Origin of the sequence: Rufibacter hautae (assembly GCF_008271695.1) — a bacterium.
Taxonomy (GTDB): Bacteria; Bacteroidota; Bacteroidia; order Cytophagales; family Hymenobacteraceae; genus Nibribacter; species Nibribacter hautae.
This window is the reverse complement of sequence record NZ_VKKY01000001.1, coordinates 585,428-605,700: the sequence shown is the minus strand read 5'-3', so window position 1 is coordinate 605,700 and position 20,273 is coordinate 585,428. Positions and strand designations below refer to the sequence as shown.

Genomic DNA, 20,273 nt, shown 5'->3' with positions numbered 1-20,273 from the left:
AGAAAATAAAAAAGGCCCTTAGCTGTGTGCTAAGGGCCTTTTCTGTGGTCGCGTAGGGAGTCGAACCCCAAACCTTCTGATTCGTAGTCAGATGCTCTATCCAGTTGAGCTACGTGACCATTGTTTGATTTAGTGTTGCAAAGGTATACCCTTCTTTTGGTTTGCGCAAGTCTTGGCGTGAAAAAAACTTCAAAAAAATGCTATCTGCTTCTGTTTAAGGCTTTTTTAATGGCGTTGTTCAAAAGGAAATATAGGCCTGCCAGGGAAATCACCACCAAACCGCCCAGTAAAAGCTTACCCGAGGTGCCGGCATTGGGGTCTTTCAGGAGGGTTAATAGGTCTTGGGCCTGGGTGCCCATCCAGAAAAAGAAGACGGTGCGCGGCAACATCCCCAACATACTGGCCAGCAGGAACCGGCCCCGCGGCACCTGCACTAGCGACAACACAAAGGTCATGAAAGCAAAGGGCAGCACCGGCGAGATGCGCGTGAGAATAATTAAGCTGAGGCTGTGCGCCCGCAGTTCATTCATCACCCCCTCGGCCTTGGGGAATTGGTGCAGGAAAGCCGTCATCTTGCCATGGTCAATGAGCCTTGCCACTGTGTAGCCAATCAAGGCCGCCACGCCATAAGAGATCACCACGCCCGGGAAGGAGCCCCAGCCGAAGAAGAAGCCGGTGGCCAGCGCCACAAACGTGGTAGGGGTAATGGCAAAAGCCATGGTGAGGGAGACAACCAAGAAGTAAAGAACCAGCTGCAGCGGGGTCAGGGATTGGAGCAGTTCCTGGTTGTGGTAAAGCCAGAGGGCCAGGCCGGAACTGGCCAAAACCGGAATCACCACCAGTAACAGCGAATAAAGAAGCGTACCAGTATTTTGTTTCAGGAGTTTCTGCCACATAAGCGCCGAATATCGGGTATTTTATGGAAAGTACGGGAAAACCGCCTCCGCCGCCGAACAAACACAAACTGGAATCTTGCCTTCAATTCTCTAACTTGCGCCGAGACTACCGTATAAGACTCTATGAAATTCGGAACCAAGACCATACACGCTGGCGTGTCGCCAGACCCTACCACCGGCGCCATCATGACGCCCATCTACCAGACCTCTACCTACGTGCAGCGCTCTCCCGGCGACCACCAGGGCTATGAATATTCGCGTACCCACAACCCCACCCGCAGCGCCCTGCAAAGCTCTATCGCGGCGCTGGAGAACGGGAAACATGGCCTGTGCTTTGCCTCAGGTATGGCCGCTACGGATTGTATCATCAAGATGCTGAAGCCCGGCGACGAGGTCATTGCCACCAATGACCTGTACGGCGGCACCTACCGCATCTTCACCAAGGTGTTCCAGGAGTACGGCATCAAGTTTCAGTTCGTGTCCATGGCCGATATCAGCACCATTGACCAGTACGTAACCGAGAAAACCAAGATGGTGTGGGTGGAGACGCCTACCAACCCCTTGCTTAACATCATTGACATCAAAGGCGCTGCCGAGATCTGCCAGAGACGCAACCTGCTGCTGGTGGTGGACAACACCTTCTCCACGCCGTACCTGCAGACCCCGCTGGATCTGGGTGCCGATATTGTGATGCACTCGCTCACCAAGTACATGGCCGGTCACTCAGACGTGGTGATGGGGGCCATTGTGGTAAAGGACGATGAACTGGCCGAGCGCCTGGCGTTCCTGCAGAATGCTTGCGGCGGCACGCCCGGACCGCAGGACTGCTTCCTGGTGCTGCGCGGTATCAAGACCCTGCACATCCGCATGCAGCGCCACTGCGAGAACGGCCGCAAAATTGCCGAGTACCTGCGCCAGCACCCCAAAGTGGGCAAAGTGTTCTGGCCGGGTTTACAGGATCACCCTAACCATCAGATCGCGCAGGATCAGATGCGTGATTTCGGGGGAATGATCTCCTTCGAGTTGAAGGATGACCAGATCCAGGCCGCTATCCAGGTCTTGGAGAAACTGCACTATTTTGCCTTAGCCGAGTCATTAGGGGGGGTAGAGTCACTTTGCGGACACCCGGCTACCATGACGCACGCCAGCATCCCGCAGGTAGAGCGCCTCAAAGGCGGCCTGTCAGACTCGCTCATCCGCCTGAGCGTGGGCATTGAAGACGTAGAAGACCTCATCGCTGATCTGGAGCAAGCCATTGGGTAATTTTGATTGATTGCTTGAGTGATTGAGTGAATTCGGGTTGCTGAATTCCTGTCAATAGAGATTAAGCCTGTCTGGTGTTAGTGCCGGGCAGGCTTTTTGTTTTGGACCCATTTTCTGAAAAACAGGCTTAAAACAACAGCCGTTTTGTGGATTGTAGGGGCAATCCCTTGTGGTTGCCCTTGCGCCTTCTACCAGTTTTTTGGTCCTTGGTGATAACACTAACAACGGCATCCGATTCTCACGCATTTCGTCCCCCTTTGAAGGGGGTAGGGGATGACAAAACCGAAAAAAGAACAATCTGTTACAGCCATGAAACGATTCATAATGTGTCTCGAGAATGCCAAAACCAACACAAGCAATCATCCCCCTACCCCCTTCAAAGGGGGACAATCAGGTATCGTATCTAAAGAATAATTATTCGGAAAGTGGCCGTTAGTGGTATGTTAGCAGTTGTTGGTGTTATCACCAACAACTGGAACTACGCTCAACTCCGAACAGGGCAACCACAAGGGATTGCCCCTACATATTCTCATTAGACTATGAAATAGTTTTAGGGCCGATTTTCTGAAAAGGGGGCTAAAACAGCTAAGCAGTAAGATTCTGGCCGTCGGTGGATAACCTTCCAAAATTCAATCCCGTTTTTATAAGGGAATTATAGAAGGCCGTTGCGGCTTTTCAGAATTCAATCTCAGTTATTTCACTTACCCAATGGAAAGGAGCGTGACCGATGGTATTAGCCAATTGCCGAGCTCAATTCACCGCCAATGACTTTGATTTCGTGGCCAGCGTGTTGTCCCGTCAGAGCAATCAGCGCATCAGCCTGGTAGAGCTGCTCAGCGACCCTGAGTGCCGCGACGAGATGCTGGACCATGAGGCCTTGCCCAAAGCCTTGCTTTCCAGGGAAGGACAGGTAGCGGTCTCGCAGCAACTGTATTTCTATGTGCTGGCCCGCACGGTGCTGCGGCGGCAGGGCATAGAGGACCGCGAACTCGCCGACTACATTGGCGCGCTGCTCTGGCAATTTTCCTCGGTGCAGCGCATGCACTCGCCCCATGAGAAAATGCCCCAGCAGTTCCACTACATCGCGGAGATGCTGGAGGCGCTGTCCAAGGCATCGGCCGCCGAGGCCTTCCTCATCAGGGTCCACATCGGGAATTACGCTTTGTTTCTTTCGGGTATGTTCCACGCCTGGATTGAGAAACGGCAGCAGCGCGGCGCCCCAGATCCATCCTTCTATGAATCGGTGGGAAGGTCCAGTTTCAAGACGGCCGCCAGCCATAAACTCGCCTACCAACTGGAACTGGCGCAGGTCTACGCCCTCTTAGCCGAAGGGTTCAGAGACACCCGCCTGGCCCTCAATGAGCTGGCGCAAACCATCTGGAAAAGCAAAGACAAACCACCTTTTACTTTGTAGGAAAGAATCACCGCAACCTCTTACCGAACCCGTTTTAGGGCCCTTTTAGGCAAAACTGGCCTAAAACAGGTTGGCAGGATTGCCGCAAACCATCACTTAGAAGGGCAGTCAAGTTCGCTAGTCTATCTGGTAGGTGGCGTGGCACGTGCTGCCAAAAGTGATCAGGTCTGGGGTCATGCGCAGGCCTGCCGTCCCAATGCCTTTGGCCTCCAGGCGCATATTGGTTTCCTGGGTCATGACTGCATCAGCTAGAATAGAGCTGCCCCTTGAGTTGTAATTGGCCATTTCCAGCAGTTTGCCCTTGCTCACGTTTGAGGTGCGGCATAGTTGATCGGCGGTTTTGGAGGCTTCTTTGAGCGCCAGCAAATCAGCCTCGCGCTGCAGACTGTCGGCTTGGGTGTGGGAGTATCGGATGTGTTGGATGCGGTTGATTCGGGTTTTCAGCAGGCCTTCCATAAAAGACTCCAGTTGCTTGAGGTTGGTGAGTTTGATGGTGATGGACTGCGAGGTGTTGTAACCGATGAATTTCTGGCTATTCTGCAGGTATTGGTACTCTTTGTTCGCCGAGACGCTGCTGATTCTGATGTCCTCCGGCTGGGAAGTGAATTGCCTGGATAGTGTCAGCACCTCCTCGGTCACTACCTTCATCTCCTGCACGGCGTCCCGCATGCGGGGTCTGGTAAAGGAAGATTCCACGGTGATTTCGGCCAGATCTGGGTAAGAGGTCAGGCTCCCGAAGCCCAGTACTTTTACGTGCCGGGGCGGAGCCGCCGCCTGCGGATTGCAAGCGGTCAGGAGAGCGAAAAGAAGAAGAGACCACAGCGGGAGCGAGGCAAGTGGACAGAGAAGGGCTTTTTTCATATAGCTGAAAAGTAGAGGGTTTGCGTCAGATAGCACGATGATGGTTTGGATGGTTTTCCATAAAAATGAGCAAAAAATGTTTGGAGGCGCCACGCGCCAAAGTAAATTTCAAGCCAGGGGAATGGGGCAACCAGAAGAATGGCTACATTTAGGTACAACAAAACCCCGAGTCAATGAACGGTCGCATAAGCAAATGGCTGCCCCTGCTGAGTATTTTCCTGATGGGCTTTTTGGCCACCGCCCACGCCCAGTCTAAAGCTGAAAAGGGAGTGGCGGCTGCCGTGGAGCAGCTGAAAAAGGCCATGATTGCGGGCGAACGCCCGGCCCTGGAAGCGATGGTGGCGGATGCCCTGAGCTACGGGCACTCCAGCGGAAAAGTAGAAGACAAAGCGGCCTTCGTGGAAGCCATCGTGAGCGGTAAGTCTGATTTCGTGACCATGGACCTCACGGAGCAAACCATTCAGGTGACTGGCAAAACCGCCATCGTGCGGCACAAACTCGCAGGCCAGACGAACGACAGCGGCACTCCCGGAAGTGTGAAGTTGGGCGTAATGCTGGTGTGGCAAAAGCAAGGCAGCGCCTGGAAACTGCTGGCCCGGCAATCCTACAAGTTGTAAACTGAATTTGATCAAGTCATAAAAGCAAAAACGCCAGCTCCAATAGCTGGCGTTTTTGCTTTTATGACTTGAAAATAGCCTAAAACCGAACTGCTGGTAATTGGCCCTTAAACGTGGAGTCAGGTTTGCTTACAGGGAGGAGACGTTGCCAGAAGCTGATTTGGTTTTCACCGTCATGGCTTTGGAGTAGGTCTCGCCTTTGTGCTGGACTTTCACCCGCACCTTACCTGGTTTTTTACCCCAGTTGATGACCACTTCCGGAGAGTTTTGTCCGCTCACGAGGGTAGCGCCTGAGGGCAGTTTCCAGTTGTAGGTGGCGTTGGCCAGGCGGCTGGCTTTGAACGTGACACTCTGGGCGGCGGGTGCCACTTCGGCCGGGCCGGTGAGGGCCAGGTCTTTGAACTGCTGATACACCCGCACGTAATCCACCTCCATGCGCGTGCTGGTTAGGGTAGGGTCAATCCCGTTCTTCAGGCCGTTGGTTTCCAGGGTGGGCTCGCTGCCCAGGTTTCCGCCTACGGCGATGTTCATGATCAGGAAGAAGTCTTCGTTGAAGGGCCAGGTTTTGGCGTCCTTCACGGCGGGGGCGTAGGTGTAGTAGAGGGTGCTGTCCACAAAAACCTTGAGGTCGTTCTCGGTCCATTCCAGGGCGTACACGTGGAACGCGGTGGTGGCGTCTGGTACTTGCGTAAAGGCCAGGTTCTGGGTGTTCCCGAAACTGGAAGGAGAGTGCAAGGCGGTCTGCACAATGCCCGGTCTTTTGTCAATGTACTCCATCACGTCAATCTCGCCGCAGGCCGGCCAGCCTTTGGTAGTCACGCTTTCGCCCAGCATCCACAGCGCGGGCCAGGTGCCCACGCCTGGCGCCAGCTTGGCTCTGAATTCCACCCGGCCGTGGGTGAACTTGAGCTTGCCCTGAGATTTCACCCGCGCCGAGGTCCAGGTGCCGTCCTTTTTGACGGCCTCTATCACCAGGTTGCCACCAGATTGCCGCACATTGGCCAGTTGGTTTGTGTAATGCTGTAACTCGCGGTTGCCCCAGCCGTCGTGGCCGTTGCCCAGGTCATATCCCCACCAAGTGGAATTAGGGGCTCCTTCGCCCTCAAATTCATCGCTCCAGATCAATTCATTGAACGTAGGGGTCTGGGCCACTGCCTTAAACCCTAGGGTGAGGCAGAGGAGAAGTGCCAGATAGTATGTTTTCTGCATTTTTAGGTAGATTCAGAAAAATAGCCCCAAAACGCAGGGTTCTGGGGCTATCTCCTTGTGAAACATTAAGGCATAAGGCGGAAATCGTCCAGGTAGAAGATGCCCGGGTTGAAGTGGGCCTCGCCGCCAATCTGCACCACAATCTTGTCAAAGTCTGTTCTGGCAGCCTGGGCGCTGAAGTCAAAGGTGAGCTCCACCCACTGGTCGGTCTGCGTTACCTTCTGGATAACTTCGGCCTGGGTGGTCCAGGCGTTTCCGGCCAGCAGGGAGTTCTGGAGTTTCACAGACACCTGTTTCTGCAGGGTTTTCACCGGCGACCAGTCCTCGGCCCCACCCATGGTGGTGTAGTCGTTGAAGGAAGGCATGAACACCTTCAGCTTGATGATGTTGCGGGTAGACAGGTCTATACGGTACCCCAGGTCAATGAAGATGTTGGCAAACTCATCGGCCTGACCGGCTGGTTTGATGTAGCGGGCCACCTTGTCTGAGGTGTTGATGCCCAACTGCGCCGGGTTGTCAAAGTTTTCGTTGAAGAGGGCTCTGTCTTTAGACCAAGTGAAGTTACCGGCCTCGTCAAAGTTGTCGTTGAGGTCTAGCACTTTGTAAGGTTTCTGCACTATTGGCGGGTTATAACCTTTGGGCACAAGGGCGTAGTTCCGCACCCCGGCTCCGCCGCAGCATACCTTTCTGATCACCAGGCGGTTCTCAGACAGTTCCATCACCTGGTACACGCCTTCGTTGTCATCCCAGGCAATGGTCTCGCCGTTGCTCAAAGAAAGCATGGTTTTGCCGTCTTCCTCGTACAGGTTCCAGGTGCTGGCTACCGGGGTGGCGGGTTGCGGAACGCATTGGTTCTCTGCCCCGTTGTCAATGCCCCACATGGCGCCTTTGCTCTTGTTCTCAAACTTGAAACCGGCCAGGGAGAAAGTGTACTCATCATCCTTCATACAGTCATTCTGCTCATTGAGGGTCTGGCTCCACCAGTTGTTGCCGCCCGCTGCGGGCTCCCCCCCGAAGTTCATAGGACCAACCGGGCTGAATACCCAGGTCTTACCTTCCAGTTGGCTTGCACCGCCCGTCAGGAAGTTGTAGTCCTCGCGGTTGAGCATCACGGGGTTGGTTTGCGCGATGTTGATGCTCTTGCTGTTGGTGGCAGAGCCGCCAGCGGTGTAGATGGTCAGTTTCACGGTGTAGTCTCCCTGCAGCGGGAAAGCGCCGTCTACTTCCATGCCCTCGGCTGTGGTTCCGTTGCCGAAATCCCACAGGGCTTTGAACCCGGGTGCCGTGCTTTTGAAATGCACGATGTTGGGGTTGGCAGCGTCATAGGTGTGGGTAAAGGTGACTTGCTCAGCGGTAGGCGGTGAGGCCAACTCTGGGTCTTCCACTTCGCAGCCGGTCCAGACAAAAGCGGCCAGAAACAGAAGCGTGATATAAGAGATATATTTCTTCATGGTCATGATGCTGAAAAAAGTTGAAAATTAATACCCAGGATTTGGTTTGAGCACGCCCGCCGAAAGGTCTAGCTCGCTTTGCGGAATAGGCAGAAACCCTCTTCTGGCGGAGTTGAACTGCAGGTTGAAGTCACCTAGGTTGCCTTCATAGTTAGCCGGAAGCGTCGTGCGGTTCACGGTGATGGCAGCAGCGGCAGCGGCAGTTCCGCGGCGCAGCAGATCCCAGTAACGGTGGCCTTCCAGGGCAAGTTCTACGCGGCGCTCTCTGTAGATATTGTCCAGCGTGGCGTCTACCGGAGCCAGACCAACCCTGGCTCTCACCCGGGTCAAAGGAGCCTTGGCATCGCCGGTACCGGTCATCACCATCAGTTCAGAAGCCATGAGGAGCACATCAGAAAAACGGATAGCACGGTAGTTGTTTCCCCAGTTCAGTTCCAATTGCCCGGCCGAAGGCGCGTATTCTTTGGCAGTAGTGTATTTCTGGCTGAAATATCCGGTGTGCTGGTAGCCTATGTTCAGGTTGTCTTTGCCGCCCACCAGTTCTGTCTCAGCCAGAATGGTGGCATCGCGGCGCGGGTCATTGGCTTCAAAGGCATCGTACAGCTCCTGGGTAGGAATGCCGGTGCTCCAGCCGGCCAGATAATTCTCAATAGCAGTGTTTTTGATCCTAGGGCCTTGCTGCTGGGGTTGCATGTTGCCTTCCCCGCCTTGTACATAGCCCCAGTCCCACCAAGGGTTCTCATCTGAGTAAGAGATTTCCCACACGGCCTCCACGCTGAACTCATTCGCTCTTTTGAAGTTATCTGCGTAATTGGGCAGAAGCGTATGGCCACTGGAGGTTATGATGTCATTGAGGTGTTGCAGGGCCACAGGCGCGGTGATGGCAGTGGTTCCCGCCTGCAGATCCTGGCCATATACGCCTTTGTAGAACAGGTAGGTTTTGGCCAATAAGCCTTTGGCCGCCCATCTGGTGGCCCGGCCCATGCTGGCGCGCAGGTCAGAGGCGGGCAGGTCTGGCATGGCTTCCATCAAATCCAGGGCGATCTGGTCATACACGGCCTTTGGCGTAGCCTGCGGCTGGTTGTATTCACTTGGCGATTGCGGCGCAAGGATCAAAGGAACGTTCTCAAACAAGCGTACCAGGTCCAGGTAGAAGTGGGCCCGCAGGAACTTCGCCTCGGCAATGGCTCTCTTTTTGAAATCATCCGGGGCGTCAATGCCTTGGATGCGGCTCAAGAGGGTATTGGCCCTGGAAATCCCGATGAAGTGCTTGCGCCAAAGACCGGCTACCTCCCCGTTGGTGGTCAGGATCTGGTGACGGTCCATCTGCAGCAGGTTGGGCTCAGAGCTGGGCTGACCGGCCGAATAGGCATCGTCTGAAAGGATATCCAGCACCATGGGGGTGGGGTGGAAACCGTTCACAGTGTTCCACTGCAACACGTCATACACCCCAATGAGAGCCTCGGTGGCATCGGCCTGGGTTTTATAGAAGTTGTCCTCGGTTCTGGTGTCTTTGGGGTTGAGGTCCAGGAAATCATCGCAGCCCGTGGCCGCACCCATCAGGAACCCGGCCAGCAAAAGGGTGGAAGTCTTTTTAACTATATTTTTCATTTGTAAGGTCATTAGAAAGTGGCGTTAACTCCAAGTCTGAAGGTTTTGGATTGCGGGTACACGCCGCGGTCAAATCCTATGTCTAAACTGCCTCTGGCGCCAATCTCCGGATCAAATCCTGAGTAATCGGTGAGGGTGAGCAGGTTGTCGGCAGACACATAGAGGCGTAACTTCTGCACGTGGAGTTTAGAAAGCACTCCGGCCGGAAGGCTATAGCCTAATTGAAGCGTCTTGAGGCGTACATAGTCCCCGTCTTCAATGAACAGGTCAGATACCCGGGTGTAGTTTCCGTTGGTGTCGTTGAAGGTGAATCTTGGGAATTCATTTGTGCTGCCTTCGCCGGTCCAGCGGTTCAGGAATCTGGACTGCTGGTTCGCGCGCACGATGTCATAACGGCGGGTAGCATTGAAGATTTGGTGCCCGAAAGCGCTGTTGAAGAAGGCGCTCACGTCAAAGCCTTTAAAATCAAAGCCCAGGTTTAAGCCAAGCACGGTTTTAGGCGTCGGGTTCCCGATCATGGTTCGGTCAGTGCTATTCAGGGCGCCATCATTGTTCACGTCTACAAACCGAACATCGCCGGGAACGGCATTAGGCTGCAAGGTTTGGGCTTCCACCTCGGCTTGGTTCTGGAAGATGCCGGCCGTTTTGTAACCATAGAAATAGCCAATCGGGAAACCTACTTTGCTTTGGGAAGCCAGACCGTAAGTAATGAAGTTGGCTCCGGTTAAAATACCTTCAGCGTTGTTGATTTCGGTTACCTCGTTTTTGTTAAAGCTTCCGTTCAGGCCGATGTTGTAGCCTAATCTGCTAACCTCGCCCTGGTAAGTCACTGCGAATTCAAAACCGGAGTTTCTTACCGAACCGCCGTTCACAAACGGGGCGTTGTAACCGGTGCTGGCCAAGATGGGTGGTCTTACCAGTAAACCTTTGGTGGTTTTGATGTAGTAATCTGCGGTAACGGAAAGTGCGTTGTTGAAGAAGGCCAGATCTACCCCAATATCTGTCTGCTCAGAGGTTTCCCATTTCAACTCAGGGTTAGGTGCATCAATAGCGGCGGCGCCACTGGTGTATCCTTTAGAACCGTCCGCGCGGAAGAAGGTATAGCCTCTGCCTACCCCAATCTGGGCAGCCCATGGATAAGCGCCACCAATCTGTTCGTTACCGTTCTGTCCCCAGGAAGCCCTGATTTTAGCCAAGCTGATGGGGTTGCTTTGCGGGAAGAAAGATTCTTCTGAAAGCACCCACCCCGCGGAGAAGGAAGGAAACGTAGCGAACTGGTTGTTGCGGCCAAATCTGGAGGAACCGTCTCTTCTGACCGTGGCGGTTAACAGGTATTTGCCTTGGTAACTGTAGTTGGCTCTACCAAACAGAGAAAGGATGGCTCCTTCACTTGCGCCACCCGTGGCAATGGCTGTTCCAGCCCCAACGGCCAGATTCAGATAAGCCATGTTAGGGTCAGAGGTCACTAAGCCAGTGTTAGAACCATACAGGCCCTCGCTTCTGGATTTGATGGCCGAAGTACCAGCCGTTAAGCCCAAAGTATGGTCTCCGAAGGTTTTGTTGTAGTTGAAGTAGTTCTCAGTCTGCCAAGTGTAATAACGGTCTGTGCCTCTTGACACCAAGGCAGTACCATTTTGCTGGGCAGCGTTGAGGAAGTACACCGGATTGTAGTTGGTGCCCACCACATAGGCCAGGTCAATGCCCAGGGTTGACCGGAACGTAAGCCCTTCCAAAAGTTTTACTTCGCCATAGATATTGCCTACAAACTTGTCTACGTTGGTGAGGCCGTTCATCACCTGCAAACGGGCCAATGGGTTTACCACCTCCTGTGACACGTAAGGAGAAATAGCAAATGTGCGGCCTTCGTTGTCTTTCACCACCGGGTTAAGGGTGTAGGTAGATTGGCCCAATTTTGCAGGATCTGTCTCATAAACCGGAGTTAATGGGTCTATGTTCAAGGCGTTGTTCAGAATGCCGCCAAATTCCTGGTTCGGGTCAAAGGCTCTTCTTTTGATGTGCGTGTACGCCAGGTTGGTGCCAAACTTCAACCAGCTTTTCACCTGGTTATCGGCGTTTACCCGGGCGGTGTAGCGCTGGAAGTTGGATTTGTCTCCACCCACAATACCGTCTTGGTCAAAGTAGGAGAGGGCTGCGGAGTACGCAGATTTCTCTGTGCCGCCGGTTACCGTTACCTGATGGTTTTGGATGGGGGCGTTTTTCTCAAAAATGGCATCCTGCCAGTCAGTGCCGCCGGTAAATTGGGTTGGATCTGCAAAAGGAGGGGTCATGCCCGCGTTGGCGGCACCTTCGTTCATCAGGGTGGCGTACTCCCGGGCGTTAAGCAGTTTCAGTTGGCGCCAAGGGTTCTGCACGCCCATGTATCCGTCATAAGAGACATTCATAGTGCCGTCTCTTCTACCTTGCTTAGTGGTGATGATCACCACCCCGTTACCACCTCTGGCTCCATAGATAGCCGCTGAGGCCGCGTCTTTCAACACGTCAATGGATTCAATGTCGCCGGGGTTCAGGTAATCGATCCCACCCACCGGAAAACCATCCACAATGTAAATAGGGTTGGAGTTACCGGTTGAGCCAATACCGCGGATGCGTACCGTAGGCGCGTCGCCGGGTTGGCCAGAAACGTTGGTCACCTGCACACCTGCTACCCGTCCTTGCAGGGCCTGCTCAATACGGGTGACCGGGGTTTGGGTGATTTCTTCAGAAGTCACTGAAGAAATGGCTGTGGATACTTCTCTCCGGAGCTGGGTACCATACCCTACCACCACTACTTCTTCCAGGGCTCTCTGGTCTTCTTGCAGGGTAACATTTACGGTAGCTCTGCCATTGATGGGCTCTTCTTTAGAAAGGAAACCTATATAGGAGAAAACAAGGGTAGTACCAGCCGCAGGTGTCTGTACCTGGAACCGTCCATCTATATCAGTAGAGGAGCCGGCGGTTGTGCCCTTTACCACCACGCTTACGCCTGGCAGCGCTTCCCCGGTCCTGGCCGAAGTGACGCGTCCGGTAATAGAGGTCTGAGCAAATGCTATTCCACACAGGTGGAACAGCAAGATTACTAGTAGCTTTTTCTTCATGTGTATTGGGGTTAAAAGTATAGCAATTAAGCTGGCATAAATGTAGGTGAGTGTAGTAGTCCTGTCCTAAAAAGAAGGTACATCATTACTACATCAATGGTAGTTATACCACTACTTCAGAACTACATCAAGCAGGGTGAAAAGGCATTTTTAGCGTTTTTGTGCGCTTTTTTCAAAAATATTATCTTTGCAATTAACTTTTCGCAAATACATCATTACATTTATAAGCTAATATACTAAAGTCGCATTTGTAATGCTAAGCAAGAGAGGTCTATTATGGTGGGTTTTGGTCTTTCTGTTACTGGCTGTTATCCCTACAGCCCAGGCCCAGCATTACTTCTTTGGTAACCCGGTCATCCGCAATTACAAGCCCGAGGAGTTCAAAGGAGGTATCCAGAGCTGGGGTATCGTGCAGGACGACAGAGAGCTGCTCTACATCGCCAATAACTTTGGTTTACTGGAGTTTGACGGGGCCACCTGGCACCTGTACTCCTCTATTAGCGGAAGCAAAATGCGCTCTGTGTATGTGGGGAAGGACGACCGCATCTACGTAGGCAGCCAGGCCAATTTTGGGTTCTACAAACCAAACAAACAAGGCGTTCTCCAGTATCATTCCCTCGCCGATAGCCTGCCCCAGAAGTACCGCAACTTTGATGAGGTCTGGCGCATCTATGAGCAGGATGGGCGTATTTACTTTTTCACCTTTAAAAACATTTATGTCTATACGCCCGGCAAAAAGCTGCAGGTAATTGCCCCAGGCAATCCTTTGAGTTTCTCTTACCAAGTAAACAAAGAAATCTATTCCCTGGAGCTGGGGAAGGGCCTTTCCGTTTTGGAGAACAACAGATTGCGTCTGCTGCCTGGCACGGGCTTTTTCGCGGACAAGCCTGTTGCGTCCATTCTGCCCTTCGCCAAAAATCAGCTTATCATCTTTACCATCAGGGATGGGGTTTTCCTCTACGATGGCCGTTCTGTGACCCCGTTTCAGATGGCGCCGGATCTGGCCCAGGCCGGGCTGATTATCAACCAAGCCTTGTTGCTGAAGGACGGGAATTTTGCCTTGGCAACCCAGAACAAGGGATTGGTGCTGATGAACAACCAGGGCCAGATGCTGCTGAACACCACGATGCAGGAAGGACTACTGGACAATACCATCCACACCGTGTACCAAGACACCCAGGAAAACCTGTGGCTGGGCATGAACAACGGCATAGCCATGGTAGAGCTGAGTTCGCCCTTCAGTCGGTTGGACGGAACCACGGGCTTGTCTGGCACGGGGTATGCGGCCCTGCAGAAAGGCAATGCGCTGTATGTAGGCACCAACAGCGGCTTGTACGTCTCAGAGGTGTTGCCCAATAAAAGGAGGTTCTCTTTGGTGCCCAACAGCACCGGGCAGGTGTACCACCTGGACCAGGTAGGAAGCCAGGTGCTCATGGGTCACCACAACGGTCCTTACCTTATCAAAGAGGGCCAGGCGACGCTCTTGAATTCGGGTGCCGGTACTGGCGCGTGGGAGTTTCTACCTATGCCCAATGAACCAGACAAAGTGGTAATGGGCGGCTATAATGGCATAGGATTGCTTTCAGCCACCGAACAGGGTGTCAGTTTCCTGAAGAACCTGCCGGGGTTGGATGAGTCTTCCCGCGTACTGGCGTTTGACAAGGACGGCGAGCTCTGGATGGCCCACGGCTACAAAGGCATCTTCAGAATCAGGCTGGACCAGAAACAGGAGCGAATCACCTCCGTCAGGTTCTATAATTCCAGAAACGGCTTGCCCTCAGACCAGTTGGTCAACATGGAGAAGATCGGTAATGAGCTCATCTTTCCCGCACTTTACGGCGTGTACCGGTTCGACAAGGCCAAAGACCGGTTTGTGATAGACAAGCAGTACTCCAGCCTGTTTGCCCCCAACGAGCACGTGATTGAGATGGAGCAGGACGTGCAGGGCAACATCTATTTCATCTCTAACCAGCGCGTAGGGAAAATCACGTTTGACAAGTTCGGGAAACCCACCCTGCAGGACCAACTGTTCAAAAACCTGCGCGAGCAACTCAATGACGACCTGAGCTCCATTCAGGTACTGGATATCAACAATGTACTGTTCGGGGCGAAGGAAGGATTCATCCACTACAACGCGGCCAAAAGCAAGCACCTGGTGCCGTTCCATACGCGGTTGGCGCGGGTGTACACCATTTCAAACGAGGCAGATTCCTTGCTGCTCTCGGGCCGACTTCTGGACAATGCCGCTGACCCGGAACTGCCCTACGCCCTTAATTCTTTGCGGTTTGTGTATGCGGCCTCTTTTTACGAAAAGCCCCAGCAAACGCAGTTCCAGTATTTCCTGCAGAACTTTGACACCGGCTGGTCTGAGTGGACCACCAAGACCGAGAAAGAGTACACCAACCTGCCCGAGGGGACGTACGTGTTCCAGGTGCGGGCCCGCAACATCTACGGCACTGTGAGCCAGGCCAAAAGCTTCACGTTTGTGGTGAACCCGCCTTTCTACCGCACCACCTGGGCCTACCTGGTGTACACCATTGTGGGGCTGCTGCTGCTGGGGGCGGCTTTCTACCAGTTAGACAAGCGGTTCAAAAATGAGAAGCGCCGCATTCTGCTGGACAAGGAGCGGAAGCTGGGCCAGAAGGAAATTGAGATCAGGCACATCACCAACCAGAGCGAGCAGGAGATTGACCGCTTGCGCAACGAGAAGTTCCAGGCCGAGCTGGACCACAAAAACCGCGAGCTGACGTATTCCACCATCCACCTCATCAACAAAAACGAGTTGCTCAGCAATGTGAAGCTGGAACTACAGGAAATCCTGACCAACGGCGGATCCACCGCTCCGCAGGAAGAACTGAAGAAGATCATCCGGAGCATTGACCAGAACATCACCAGCGAGGTAGACTGGAAACAGTTTGAGCTGCACTTCAACCACGTGCACGGCGATTTCATCCACCGCCTGCAGGATCAGTTCCCCAGCCTCACGCCCATGGAAATCAAGCTCAGCACGTACCTGCGCCTGAATCTCACCACCAAAGACATCGCGCAGCTGCTCAACATCTCGGTGCGGGGCGTGGAAATAAGCCGTTACCGGCTAAGGAAACGCCTTTGCCTGGACCGCAGCGAGAACCTCACCGATTTCATGTTGAAGTTCTAAACTGATCTCAGATTTCCCCTTAGGCAATCGCCCCTTCGTTTCAGGCCTGTTTTCTATAAAACAGGCCTGAAACGAAGGGGCGATTCTTTTTGGAATAAAAGGCGAAGCCTTTGTGCCGATGATTAGTCTCTGGCTCTTTGGTATTGCACTGGCCATTCCAGGTCCACGCCCAATTGCTTAGCGGCCCTGAGCGGGAAATAGGGATCTCTGAGCAACTGGCGCGCCAGCAGCACCACATCGGCCTGACCGCTGGCCACAATGTCTTCCGCTTCCTGCGGGGTGGTGATCATGCCCACCGCGCCCGTCATGATGCCGGCCTCCTTCCTGATTTTCTCCGAGAACTTCACCTGGTAACCTGGCCCTACCGGGATGCGCACTTTAGGCACGTTGCCACCGGTGGAGGTGTCAATCAGGTCTACTCCTTTGTCTTTGAGAATTTGGGCCAGTTTTACAGAATCTTCTTCGTTCCAGCCATCCTCTACCCAATCGGTGGCGGAAATGCGGACAAACAGGGGATAGTCTGCCGGCCAGACTTCCTGCACGCTGGCTACCACTTCCAGCAACAGCCGGATGCGGTTCTCAAAAGACCCGCCGTAGTCATCGGTGCGGTGGTTGCTCAACGGGGAGAAGAACTGGTGCAAAAGGTACCCATGCGCCCCGTGGATCTCCACCACCTTGAAACCCGCTTCCAGCGCCCGCGCCGCTGCGTTTCTGAAGTCTGTTATCACTTTCTGGATGCCTTGTTGGTCCATTGCCTCGGGGGTGATGCCGCCTTCCTGGAACGGGATGGCACTGGGCGCCACGGTGGTCCAGGCACCTTCCTCGCCGGGGTGCAGCGCAGAGCCGCCTTTCCAGGGCGAGCGGTGGCTGGCTTTTCTGCCGGCGTGCGCCAACTGGATGCCGGCCACCGAGCCGTTTGCCTCCAGGAAAGAGACAATCCGCTGGAGCCCCGGCACGTGCTCGTCTTTCCAGATACCCAGGTCGTCTGGGGTGATGCGGGCTTCCGGCGAGACGCCCGTGGCTTCCAGAATGATCAGGCCGGCGCCGCCCACGGCGCGGCTGCCCAGGTGCACCAAATGCCAGTCATTGGCAAAGCCGTCCTGGCTGGAGTACTGGCACATGGGCGAGACCACAATGCGGTTTTTGAGTTGAACGCTTTTTATCTGCAGGGGCGTGAAGAGGGTGCTCATAGGTTTCTTTACAATTGGCAAGGTTTGTTTCTTTTCCCAGTGCTTACGAGTTTGAGGGCAGCATGTGCATATAAAACGGTTTGTTGGGGCCTGAAAAAGGAAATCCGTTTTAGGGTCATTTCCTGGAAAACGACCCTAAAACGGATTTGGCACTTAAATGTCTGGGCAGGATTAGCCTACGTATTGCTCCAGTTCGCCTTTTTCAGAAGCCTTGATGACTTTCTTCAGCTCACCGGTTTGCTTTACCTTATAGGTGGGGTTAGTGCTGTAGGTCACCAGAGTTTTGAGCGTATTCAACTTTACGGCTTTGGCGTCTTTGGCCATGCTGCGGTTCTCAATGCAGTACTTGGTGGCACAGGCCAGGTATAATCCCAGCAAATCAGAGTTGCCGTCAGAGATTTTGACCGGCGTTTCGTCAATTTGGAAGGTGAAATCTGGGGTGCCTTCCATCCACTTCAAGATAAACTGCATGGCCCGGAGCCGGTCTGGGTTCTTTTTGTCAAAAGGCGTAGAAATGAGGTAGTCGGCTGCTTTCAGGACGGTGCCTTCGGCTTTGGCGTAATCCTCTTTGGCTGCCAGCGAGACAGCGGAATAGTTGGGCACTTCCTGGGCAAACACAGACAGAGTGCTAAAGCTTAGCACCAACAGGAGAAGAAGTTTTTTCATTTGGGTTAGGTTTAGTAGAGGTGGGAAAATACAAAATAGAAGAGACAGATGACTGCCTTTTGAAGAAAAATTGCCGGCAAAGGAGACCACAGGCTCGCTCTGCCGGCAATGTTGTTACAGCCTATCGGTAAAGGTCCTGACGGCGTTTCCTCTTTCCAGGGAATGGTGTTGTTCCCATTGGTCGCGCACTAGCTGAGCCGCTTGCTGCAGATGCCAGACCCGGAGCTTTTCCTGCAGGCGCTCGCGGGCCTCGGATTTGTTCTGGTGCTGCGAACGCCTTTCAGAAGCCACCACCGTAAGGCTCGACGGCAGGTGTCTGGCCCGCACCGCAGACTCGGTCTTGTTCACGTGCTGACCACCCGGACCGGAGGCGCGCATGCTTTCATACACCACATCCTGCTCTTGCCAGGTGATTGCTTGGGTGTTGTCAATGGCCTGAAGGCCAACAAACCAGTTCTTGCGCTTGTGGTACTTCCTAAATGGGCTGGGTGCTATCCACTGTACCGTTCCCTGCCACTGCTCCAGAAACTCGGCTGTGCCTTGGCCTTTCACCAGTATAAGGGAAGACAGCAGCGTATTGGGCAGGTGGCCCGCCACCGATTCCAGCACCTGCACCTGCAGCCCTCGCGCGCGGGCCTCCTTGAACAGGATCTCCTGCACTCGGGCCACCACCCGCCAGCATTCTTCAGGCCCTCGGCCCGCGGTGATTTGCATGATCGTTTCCATCTTTTTCATGGGCTATTCTTTGTTCATGCGTACCACCTTGGGCAAAAACCTGCCCTGAATGTCTACCAACTGCGTCTGCGCCTGCATCACAGCCTCAATGTCTTTGTAAGCCAGCGGGAATTCCTCGGGGCTGCCGCCGATGCGCGTGACCCCCGCATTCGTCACTTCCTTCTTCATGGCCGACACGGTAAAGCTCTCCTTGGCGCGGCCCCTGGATAATCTGCGGCCCGCGCCGTGCGATGAGGAATACAGCGCCTCGGCGCAGCCCTTGCCGCTTACCAAGTAGCCCGCCGTGGTCATGCTGCCGGGGATGATGCCCAACTCGCCCGCATGGGCCGGCGTGGCTCCCTTGCGGTGGATGATTACCTTGCGGCCGTCGGGGAGCGTGTCTTCCCAAGCGAAGTTGTGGTGGTTCTCTACCCGTACCAGCGGTTTCTCGCCCAGCGCTTTGGCCAGGTTCAGGTGGATGCGGTCATGGCAGGCGCGGGCGTAATCGCCGGCCAGGTTCATGCTGAGCCAGTACTCCTGGCCGGCCTCGCTGTCCAGCGAGAGCCAGGCCAGTTGCTGCGCCTCGCGGGGAAGTTTGCAGGTCTCCATGGCCAGGTTGGTGTAATGCTTGGCCACGGCGGCGCCAAAGCCCCGGGAACCGGAATGCGACAGTAGCGCCACGTAGGTCTGCGCCGGTAAGTCCAGGCTGTTGTGGGGAGCCATCTCCATAAGCCCGAACTCCACAAAGTGATTGCCCCCACCGGAGGAGCCCAACTGTTTCACTGCTTTGCCGTGCAGTTTCCGGAGCAGCTCGGTTTGCTGGAATTCCTTTCGGTCCAGCACCTCATGTTCCTGGGCGAACTCCAGCCCGCCGGTGATCCCGAAGTGGGTGAATTCCTTCAGGGCTTGTTTCAACTGATAGGTGTTGGTCTGAAGGTACTTCTCTGGCAGTTCGAAGATAGAAAGTGCCATGCGGCAGCCAATGTCGAGCCCCACCGCATACGGCAGCACCGCATTCTCCACGGCCAGTACCCCGCCAATAGGCAGCCCGAACCCGGCGTGCGCATCGGGCATGAGGGCGCCCTGTACCGCCACGGGTAAGCGCATGGCCAGTTCCATTTGCTTTCTGGCCGAGTTTTCAATGCCCTGGCTCCCGTAGATTTTCACAGGTCCGGCGGTGGGCAGTAGCGTGTGTGCTGTAAAGGCTTTCTCTTTCTGCCGCGGAGCCAGTTTCAAGGCCAGCGGGGCCAAGAACGAATGCTCCAGGTAGGCCTCGGGCTGCAGCAGCATCTCCTGCAGCACCTGTAGTACTTCTTCTTTGGGGGTATGCTTGAAATGACGAGTGGCCAGGTTCATAGCCAGTCCTCTTGCCACATCATCGCGGTACCCGATTTTACTTAAGTCCTTCGACTTGATGGAATATTTGCCCATAGGCGATGTTTGATTCTTCTTTTATCTGTATCTATTGAAAGTACAGCCCTTGCGTTTCGCGGCTGTTTTAGAGAAAACAGACCGATTTCTGAAATCAGGTCTGTCGATATTTGAGAAATGACCAACATAGCGGTAGTAGGTTATAGGATGAAATAGTAAGTAAATACAGATCCTTGGTAAGGAGCATGTACAAGACCAAACTCCTGATGACAGCACCGGCAGGCACCTCAAAGACGTGTGTAGCCAAAGCATAAAAGTGCGATAGCCAGAACTTTGCCAGTAGCAGAGATCAGGAGAAATAACAGCTCTAAGGATGCGTAAAGTAGAAATCGCAACCCGGGCAGAACGCTTGACGAATTAATCTTTTTCTCAAGGAAAGGACACAGTAATCCCGTCTTTCAAGAAATCTAAGTCAATAACAGTTTGTAGCCGGGAAAGCAGACAGCAAAGGGCCTAAGGCTATGAACCTAACAGAGAAGATCTGGAAGTTTATAGGTATAAAAGGGCTGCTTTGCTCTTACTAAGCAGTGAGCTGGAGGGGCGATATGTGGCGTGCTTCTAGCATGGTTTTTCCTCCTGTAGCTTTAAGGGTTGTACTTAAAAGAGGATGAATAGGAGCGCAAATCTATACTTACAAATTAATACTGGCAAGTAATTGCCGATTTTATTTAACCAGCTGCCAGCACAAAGGACGACGA

Annotated in this window: 14 protein-coding genes and 1 tRNA gene; 4 read left to right on the top strand and 11 right to left on the bottom strand. The window is 53.9% G+C overall.

Annotated elements, in window-relative coordinates:
- Positions 1 to 45 precede the first annotated feature (45 nt).
- Positions 46 to 119: transfer RNA gene (locus FOA19_RS02445), tRNA-Arg, on the bottom strand.
- Positions 120 to 200: 81 nt separating this feature from the next.
- Positions 201 to 896: a TVP38/TMEM64 family protein gene (locus FOA19_RS02440; protein ID WP_149089207.1), complete on the bottom strand. Its 696-nt coding sequence runs from the start codon at positions 894 to 896 to the stop codon at positions 201 to 203.
- Positions 897 to 1,019: 123 nt separating this feature from the next.
- Here FOA19_RS02440 and FOA19_RS02435 point away from each other — a divergent pair, with 123 nt between their 5' ends.
- Positions 1,020 to 2,159 carry a cystathionine gamma-synthase gene (locus FOA19_RS02435; RefSeq protein WP_149089206.1) on the top strand — a complete coding sequence of 380 codons (1,140 nt, stop codon included), beginning with the start codon at positions 1,020 to 1,022 and terminating at the stop codon, positions 2,157 to 2,159.
- A gap of 727 nt (positions 2,160 to 2,886) precedes the next feature.
- A complete protein-coding gene (locus FOA19_RS02430) occupies positions 2,887 to 3,573 on the top strand; it encodes a hypothetical protein (RefSeq protein ID WP_149089205.1) in 687 nt (228 codons plus the stop codon).
- Positions 3,574 to 3,690: 117 nt separating this feature from the next.
- Here FOA19_RS02430 and FOA19_RS02425 read toward each other — a convergent pair whose 3' ends face one another.
- Complete coding sequence (locus FOA19_RS02425) at positions 3,691 to 4,434, bottom strand: SIMPL domain-containing protein (protein WP_149089204.1); 744 nt, start codon at positions 4,432 to 4,434, stop codon at positions 3,691 to 3,693.
- 173 nt (positions 4,435 to 4,607) lie between these two features.
- On the opposite strand from FOA19_RS02425, the gene FOA19_RS02420 reads away from it, so the two are divergent.
- The gene (locus FOA19_RS02420; protein ID WP_223808693.1) at positions 4,608 to 5,051 is read left to right on the top strand and encodes a nuclear transport factor 2 family protein; all 444 of its coding nucleotides are present in this window, start codon (positions 4,608 to 4,610) and stop codon (positions 5,049 to 5,051) included.
- 129 nt (positions 5,052 to 5,180) lie between these two features.
- Here FOA19_RS02420 and FOA19_RS02415 read toward each other — a convergent pair whose 3' ends face one another.
- From FOA19_RS02415 to FOA19_RS02400, 4 genes are all read right to left on the bottom strand, one after another.
- A complete protein-coding gene (locus FOA19_RS02415) occupies positions 5,181 to 6,260 on the bottom strand; it encodes a family 16 glycosylhydrolase (protein WP_149089203.1) in 1,080 nt (359 codons plus the stop codon).
- Positions 6,261 to 6,325: 65 nt separating this feature from the next.
- Positions 6,326 to 7,711: a PKD domain-containing protein gene (locus FOA19_RS02410; protein WP_149089202.1), complete on the bottom strand. Its 1,386-nt coding sequence runs from the start codon at positions 7,709 to 7,711 to the stop codon at positions 6,326 to 6,328.
- Between the two features lie 27 nt (positions 7,712 to 7,738).
- Positions 7,739 to 9,322 carry a RagB/SusD family nutrient uptake outer membrane protein gene (locus tag FOA19_RS02405; RefSeq protein ID WP_190300257.1) on the bottom strand — a complete coding sequence of 528 codons (1,584 nt, stop codon included), beginning with the start codon at positions 9,320 to 9,322 and terminating at the stop codon, positions 7,739 to 7,741.
- An 11-nt stretch (positions 9,323 to 9,333) separates the two neighbouring features.
- On the bottom strand, positions 9,334 to 12,417 hold the full coding sequence (locus FOA19_RS02400; RefSeq protein WP_149089200.1) for a SusC/RagA family TonB-linked outer membrane protein: 3,084 nt from the start codon (positions 12,415 to 12,417) through the stop codon (positions 9,334 to 9,336).
- Positions 12,418 to 12,670: 253 nt separating this feature from the next.
- Here FOA19_RS02400 and FOA19_RS02395 point away from each other — a divergent pair, with 253 nt between their 5' ends.
- Positions 12,671 to 15,574 carry a ligand-binding sensor domain-containing protein gene (locus tag FOA19_RS02395; protein WP_149089199.1) on the top strand — a complete coding sequence of 968 codons (2,904 nt, stop codon included), beginning with the start codon at positions 12,671 to 12,673 and terminating at the stop codon, positions 15,572 to 15,574.
- A 122-nt stretch (positions 15,575 to 15,696) separates the two neighbouring features.
- On the opposite strand, the gene namA is transcribed toward FOA19_RS02395, so the two are convergent.
- The 4 genes from namA to FOA19_RS02375 form a co-directional block, all read right to left on the bottom strand.
- Entirely contained in the window at positions 15,697 to 16,764 is a 1,068-nt protein-coding gene (namA, locus tag FOA19_RS02390) for an NADPH dehydrogenase NamA (protein ID WP_149089198.1), read from the bottom strand.
- 171 nt (positions 16,765 to 16,935) lie between these two features.
- On the bottom strand, positions 16,936 to 17,430 hold the full coding sequence (locus FOA19_RS02385) for a hypothetical protein (RefSeq protein WP_149089197.1): 495 nt from the start codon (positions 17,428 to 17,430) through the stop codon (positions 16,936 to 16,938).
- 114 nt (positions 17,431 to 17,544) lie between these two features.
- Positions 17,545 to 18,165: a peptide chain release factor H gene (gene prfH, locus FOA19_RS02380; protein WP_223808692.1), complete on the bottom strand. Its 621-nt coding sequence runs from the start codon at positions 18,163 to 18,165 to the stop codon at positions 17,545 to 17,547.
- A 3-nt stretch (positions 18,166 to 18,168) separates the two neighbouring features.
- Positions 18,169 to 19,575, bottom strand: coding sequence for an RtcB family protein (locus FOA19_RS02375; RefSeq protein ID WP_149089196.1), 1,407 nt, complete (start codon positions 19,573 to 19,575; stop codon positions 18,169 to 18,171).
- Between the last annotated feature and the right edge of the window lie 698 nt (positions 19,576 to 20,273).

Bases quoted from the DNA above. Each gene is read 5' to 3' on its own strand.
- FOA19_RS02435 (WP_149089206.1), top strand. From the start codon at position 1,020: ATGAAATTCGGAACCAAGACCATACACGCTGGCGTGTCGCCAGACCCT.
- FOA19_RS02395 (WP_149089199.1), top strand. From the start codon at position 12,671: ATGCTAAGCAAGAGAGGTCTATTATGGTGGGTTTTGGTCTTTCTGTTA.
- FOA19_RS02410 (WP_149089202.1), bottom strand. From the start codon at position 7,711: ATGAAGAAATATATCTCTTATATCACGCTTCTGTTTCTGGCCGCTTTT.
- FOA19_RS02430 (WP_149089205.1), top strand. From the start codon at position 2,887: ATGGTATTAGCCAATTGCCGAGCTCAATTCACCGCCAATGACTTTGAT.
- namA (WP_149089198.1), bottom strand. From the start codon at position 16,764: ATGAGCACCCTCTTCACGCCCCTGCAGATAAAAAGCGTTCAACTCAAA.
- FOA19_RS02425 (WP_149089204.1), bottom strand. From the start codon at position 4,434: ATGAAAAAAGCCCTTCTCTGTCCACTTGCCTCGCTCCCGCTGTGGTCT.
- FOA19_RS02405 (WP_190300257.1), bottom strand. From the start codon at position 9,322: ATGAAAAATATAGTTAAAAAGACTTCCACCCTTTTGCTGGCCGGGTTC.
- FOA19_RS02415 (WP_149089203.1), bottom strand. From the start codon at position 6,260: ATGCAGAAAACATACTATCTGGCACTTCTCCTCTGCCTCACCCTAGGG.
- FOA19_RS02385 (WP_149089197.1), bottom strand. From the start codon at position 17,430: ATGAAAAAACTTCTTCTCCTGTTGGTGCTAAGCTTTAGCACTCTGTCT.
- FOA19_RS02375 (WP_149089196.1), bottom strand. From the start codon at position 19,575: ATGGGCAAATATTCCATCAAGTCGAAGGACTTAAGTAAAATCGGGTAC.
- FOA19_RS02440 (WP_149089207.1), bottom strand. From the start codon at position 896: ATGTGGCAGAAACTCCTGAAACAAAATACTGGTACGCTTCTTTATTCG.
- FOA19_RS02400 (WP_149089200.1), bottom strand. From the start codon at position 12,417: ATGAAGAAAAAGCTACTAGTAATCTTGCTGTTCCACCTGTGTGGAATA.
- FOA19_RS02420 (WP_223808693.1), top strand. From the start codon at position 4,608: ATGAACGGTCGCATAAGCAAATGGCTGCCCCTGCTGAGTATTTTCCTG.
- prfH (WP_223808692.1), bottom strand. From the start codon at position 18,165: ATGAAAAAGATGGAAACGATCATGCAAATCACCGCGGGCCGAGGGCCT.